Raw genomic sequence first — 5239 nt, forward strand, 5'->3', positions numbered from 1 at the left:
CCTTCTTTAATAATATTTCCTTTTGACCAACGAAAAAAATATATAATCAGGATTTATCACTCTTTTATAATCGAATGCTTTTTTTCTGTTTGAGTACTACTAATGGGTTCAACAATTTTTTGCAGTTGCAAAGATAGGGCAAATATGACTGGAAAATAAATATAGATTTGGCTATTCTACAAAACCATCTAAAGAAGAAAGGATATATTTGAAATGTATAACAGGAAGGATTCTTATTATAGAAAAGCAAAAAAAGAAGGATATCGCTCTCGGGCGGCATATAAGCTCATAGAGATAAATGATAAATACAAGCTATTGAAGAAAGGGATGATTGTAGCAGATATTGGATGCGCTCCCGGTGGTTGGTCACAGGTTGCACTTGATAAGGTAGGGAGTAAAGGTAAAGTAATAGGAGTAGATATCCTGACTATCAAACCCCTTGGCAATGAAAATTATCATTTCATAAACGGCGATTTTACTTCCTTAGAAATTATGGAGACGATAAAGGAAACTGCAGGTGTGCCTTTCGACCTTGTTTTGTCAGATATATCGCCAAATACTACGGGCATAAAAGTTCGCGACCAAGCATTGAGTTTAGAGATTTGCCAGTTAGTTTTTAGGTTTTCTCTGTCGGTATTGAAAGAGGGCGGAGATTTGCTTATGAAGATATTTCAGAGTGATGATATGAAAACTCTTGTAAGTGAATTACGCAACAGTTTTGAAAAAGTCAAAATAGTAAAACCTAAATCATCAAGGAAGGAATCGGGTGAAGTATATCTTCTTGCTCAAAAGAAAAAATAGGAATTCGTTATGGACGCTTCAAAGATGACGGGAGAAAAAAGAATGAATTTTTATGATTTGACTCCTGCTGAGCTCGAATCAATTTTTAAGAGGAAAGCGTATGAGAATTATCGCCTGAAGCAGATATTCAACTGGGTTTATGGAAGAGATGTCATAAATGCTGAAAAGATGAAGAATCTTCCCCAATCAATTAGAGATGAAATCACTGAAATATTCACTTTTGAGATACCTAAAATAGTAAAAGTCATGAATTCATCTGATGGTAGTTCGAAATATATTTTCAAGGCTCTCGATGAAACAGCATTTGAATCAGTCCTTATTCCTGATGGCAAAAAACTTACCCTATGTATCTCTACTCAGGCAGGATGCCGAATGAATTGTAGTTTTTGCTATACAGGTAAGCAGGGATTGAAGAGAAATTTAGCGACAAGTGAAATTGTTAGTCAATATATTCTTGTGAGAAGAATAGTAGAACAACAAATAACAAATATTGTTTTTATGGGTATGGGAGAGCCCTTTGACAATATAATGAATTTGAAAAAAGCTATCGATATACTTACATCTCCCTATACTCTTTCCTTTTCTCCTCGCCGAATAACGGTTTCAACATGTGGACTTATCGATGAAATGAAAAATTTCTGCCAATGGGCACCGCGTGTCAATATAGCAATATCTCTGAATTCGCCATTTGATGAAACAAGAAGCAAGTTGATGCCCATTAATAAAAGATACAGTTTAAAAGAGCTTATAACAGCCTGCAAATCTATTAATCTTCCAAACAGGCGGAGAATAACATTTGAATATATTATGTTGAAAGGAATCAACGATAGAAAGGAAGACATAAGAGAGTTGAAAAAGATTTTGAGAAACATTAAATGCAAAGTCAATTTGATAAAGTTCAATTCCTATCCGGGGTGTAAATACAGCCCGTCATCAGATGAGGATATGAAGGAATTTGCTGATTTGCTTCGCACTTCAGGCATTACAGTTATGATTAGAAAAAGTCGCGGCAAAGATATAATGGCTGCCTGTGGACAACTGGGAAAAGCTGTATCATTTTGATTGATTTGTGCGTCTCTCCAAAGGTGTTTTGCTCTCATTACTGCCTGTATCTTTGATGATGTCGTAAGGGAATCCTAAAGTCCTTCTGAATATTCCGAGCAGCCCTTTACCAAGAGATTTCATTGAAATTGGCTCGACTTTAGGGTTTTTGATATCACCCTTTACTTCGAAATATGCAGTTACAAGACTTTTGTCTTTACCTGTTAGAATATATCCCACAATTGGTATATTGCTTACTATCGTATCAACAGTGCCTAAGGGCATTACGCCTACTTTCATATTTATTGTGTTTTTGCCCACATCTATATCTCCAACAGCAGAAATCTTCATAGACGAGCCGTCCAAAAGGAAATTGTCAGTGTGAAACACACCGTCGGCACCTGTAAAATCAGCGTTTATCGTATTGTATGTCATTCCTTTTGTTTCAATATCTTTAATCCAGAAATCCTTCCATTTGAGGAGATTGAAAAATGAGAGTATTTTCGAGAAGATTCCAATCGATGTTTTTTTTATTCTCCCATTTTTGGAAACAAAATGAATTTGTCCTGCAAGATTTGGCTTTATCTCTGTGCTGTCTTTCCATTTACTGTCTAAACAGTTGTCGATATCGACTCTCCCATTGATTTCTGATCCTTTCAGTCCGAGGTAGCTCAGGAGTTTGTCGATGTCAGTATTTTTGGTTTGTGAGCAAATAGAGAAAGCGGATTCATTTGAAGAAAAATCGATTTTTCCGGAAAGGTTGAGTCCGCCGCCGAATGAGGTGCCTTCAAGATGCTTGATGTCGAGCTCTTTTTTTTCATAGGTAAAATCTGCTGAAATCTTCTCATAAATATTTCCGAGAAATACTGTTTGCAAACTTTCAAACATACAATCAAAGGTTATGTTTTTGCCTTTTCCTCCTGTTGGTTTATGCGTCCTCTGTTGAGGATATTTTTTCAAGAATTTATCTAAATCGAAATAATCAGTTCTAATATTCAGTACGACATTATTTTCATTGGCTTCACTGTCTATTCCTCCATCGATTAAAAGTGAAGAGTTGAGTGCTTTTACCTTGAAATTTCTAAAGACAATATTCCCAGCTTCTCTCTCCACTATTCCTGAAGCTTTTTTGACAAGATTTAAAAGTCCAATCTTGGATGAGATAGCATTAAGCTTTACAGAAGTCTTGGTTTTGATGTTTCCATTTTCAGATAAGTTGAAATGAATTCTAAAATCCGCTTTGCCTTCTGCTTTTAACTGTTCGAGAGGAGGGATGTTTTTCGATAAATTTTTCAGGTCCGTATCCTTTGAATGAATATTCAGGTGAAAGGGATAGTTTCTTTTTTTTCTATATTCACCGTTGAGAGAAAATTTATTGTTGTCAATGACAATTTCTGAACCTTTTTTTATCAGAAAACTATCATTGGGAAGATAATTGATATAAAATAGAACTTTAGAGGGCATCAAAGGGTCTTTGATAAAAAGGCTTTTGTATCTAATGCTTAGGTCAGAGATGTCTGATTCAAAAGTATAATTTATATCATCGGCACTGCGTTGCTCAAAGACGCTCTTAAAGCGAGAATAGCCCTTGAAAAGAATGTCCTTGTTGCCGCTTTTCTCCATGAGCTCATTGAGAAGAGATGATGAAATAGAGCCTTCAAGTCCAATACTGCAATAGATATCCCTTTTTTCTCCTCTATATGAGGAAGGAATGACTACGCCAGATAAAAGTATATGAGAGTTTCTATATTCAATGTTTTTTATCTTTAATTCGATTCTTTTATTTGAAAAGTTTACTAAGGTGTTTCTTATATCGAACTGGCCACTGAATTCTTTATGATATGCAGTTATATTGTTAAACATCAATCTTCCCGCATAATTTATAGGCGAAGTTTTATCTTTTAAGATTTTGCTTATTGTAAGATTTAATTCTGCATTACCGTAAGAATCATAGACTTTTTCAGCTTCACCCTTAATCAGATTTGGAAGCGGACCATTCCTCAGAAAATCAATAAGTTCCTTTGAAGGCAATAGACTCTTCGCCTTAACCGACAAATTTCCCTTTTCATAGAGATTGTGAATTTCTCCTGATATTAGATTCCATCTGCCTTTCCCATATTTTCCTTCGCAATTCAGAAAAATTGCTCTGCCGTTTTCAATTTTGATAGTACCGCTGTTGATAGCGGCCGGTTTGAAGAATTTTCCAAAGTAAAGAGAAACACCTTTTCCTGTGGCATCGAGTGTTAAGAAATCAGGTTTTTTAGGATATTTTTTGCTCTTGTCTTTGTGCAGTACTTCATTGATTGTAAGATTTCTTAATTCTATTCTTCCACCCTTGAGTTTATTCAAGAGAAAGTTTCTCAAATTTGGTTTGAAAAGTGCATAGGGTATGAATCTTTTTCCATAATCGTCATAGGGGAAATCTTTACTTGAAAAATTTAAATATAATCTTCTTTCATTTTCATTTATCTTATTCACTTTAACAGCGCCGTTGACTGAGAAATTCTCGAAATTTGCCTGATAGAATGGCATAGCAAATTCATAAGGTTTCTTCTCCAATGAGAAATTTATTGAAACTTTTTTGCATATTACTGGTGCAAGGAAAAACTTTCTATATGTCAAGTTGAGGTCGATTAATTCCAAATAACCTGACATTTTGAAGCCATCTTTCAGTGATGCTGTTTCAAACTGCAGATTCGCATTGATTAACTTACTGATTCCTTCAAAAGGAAGATATTTTCCAAAATAAACTTTGATAGATTCTGGGTTTAATGAACGAATAACGGCTTTGGTATCAAGAGCAATGGAGGAGAGATTGATAATTTCATCTGTCCCCCCTTTGAATTCAAAAAAAGCCGGTTTTTCTGTGTCAATCTTCAGTAGAAAACTTAAAACAAATGCATATTGGTTTAAAAGAGGTTTTTTATGAATAGTGAAATCTATACCGTAGAAGAATAATCTTTTTTGCCTGTCAAAATAATTGTCAATAAATGTGACATTCCCATTGATGATTTCAAATGACTCTGCAAAAAGTTCGACTTCTTTTCTCTTCTCTTGTTTTTCTGCATCTTCCTTTGATTCTTTCTTTTTAAGAAAAGTCGGTAGTAGAAATGTCCCTTCATTGTCTCTTTGAATTGAGAAAAAGGGAGAATTCAAGACTACAGTGCCAAGTTTGACCTTTCCTATTAGAAGAGGGAAAATTTTTACACTTATTCTGATATTTTCTGCTGATATTAATTCTTCTGAAGTTTTTAAATCGGATATTTTTATTTTTTGAAGATTTACTGTAGGACGAGGGAAGGGGGAAAAAATAATCTTGTCACAATCGACATTCAATCCGATTTTTTCAACTTCTCTCTTAAATGAATTACTGACTAAATCAGATACATTTAGATAG

The 5239-nt window shown here is 34.6% G+C and carries 3 protein-coding genes; 2 read left to right on the forward strand and 1 reads right to left on the reverse strand.

What is annotated here, in order from left to right; translation table 11 throughout:
* The first annotated feature begins 213 nt into the window (after window positions 1–213).
* Together D6734_03535 and rlmN are read left to right on the forward strand one after the other, a co-directional pair.
* The gene (locus tag D6734_03535) at window positions 214–801 is read left to right on the forward strand and encodes an RlmE family RNA methyltransferase (GenBank protein ID RMF96533.1); all 588 of its coding nucleotides are present in this window, start codon (window positions 214–216) and stop codon (window positions 799–801) included.
* A gap of 9 nt (window positions 802–810) precedes the next feature.
* On the forward strand, window positions 811–1863 hold the full coding sequence (gene rlmN, locus D6734_03540) for a 23S rRNA (adenine(2503)-C(2))-methyltransferase RlmN (GenBank protein ID RMF96534.1): 1053 nt from the start codon (window positions 811–813) through the stop codon (window positions 1861–1863).
* On the opposite strand, the gene D6734_03545 is transcribed toward rlmN, so the two are convergent.
* Window positions 1855–5239, reverse strand: a 3385-nt coding sequence (locus tag D6734_03545) for a DUF3971 domain-containing protein (protein ID RMF96535.1), incomplete at its 5' end; no start/stop codon positions are given. The two genes, rlmN and D6734_03545, sit on opposite strands and share 9 nt — an antisense overlap.

It is taken from the genome of Candidatus Schekmanbacteria bacterium (assembly GCA_003695725.1).
Taxonomy (GTDB): domain Bacteria; phylum Schekmanbacteria; class GWA2-38-11; order GWA2-38-11; family J061; genus J061.

What these genes read in the sequence shown, in the direction of transcription:
- D6734_03535 (RMF96533.1), top strand. Translation starts at nt 214, where the DNA reads ATGTATAACAGGAAGGATTCTTATTATAGAAAAGCAAAAAAAGAAGGA.
- rlmN (RMF96534.1), top strand. Translation starts at nt 811, where the DNA reads ATGGACGCTTCAAAGATGACGGGAGAAAAAAGAATGAATTTTTATGAT.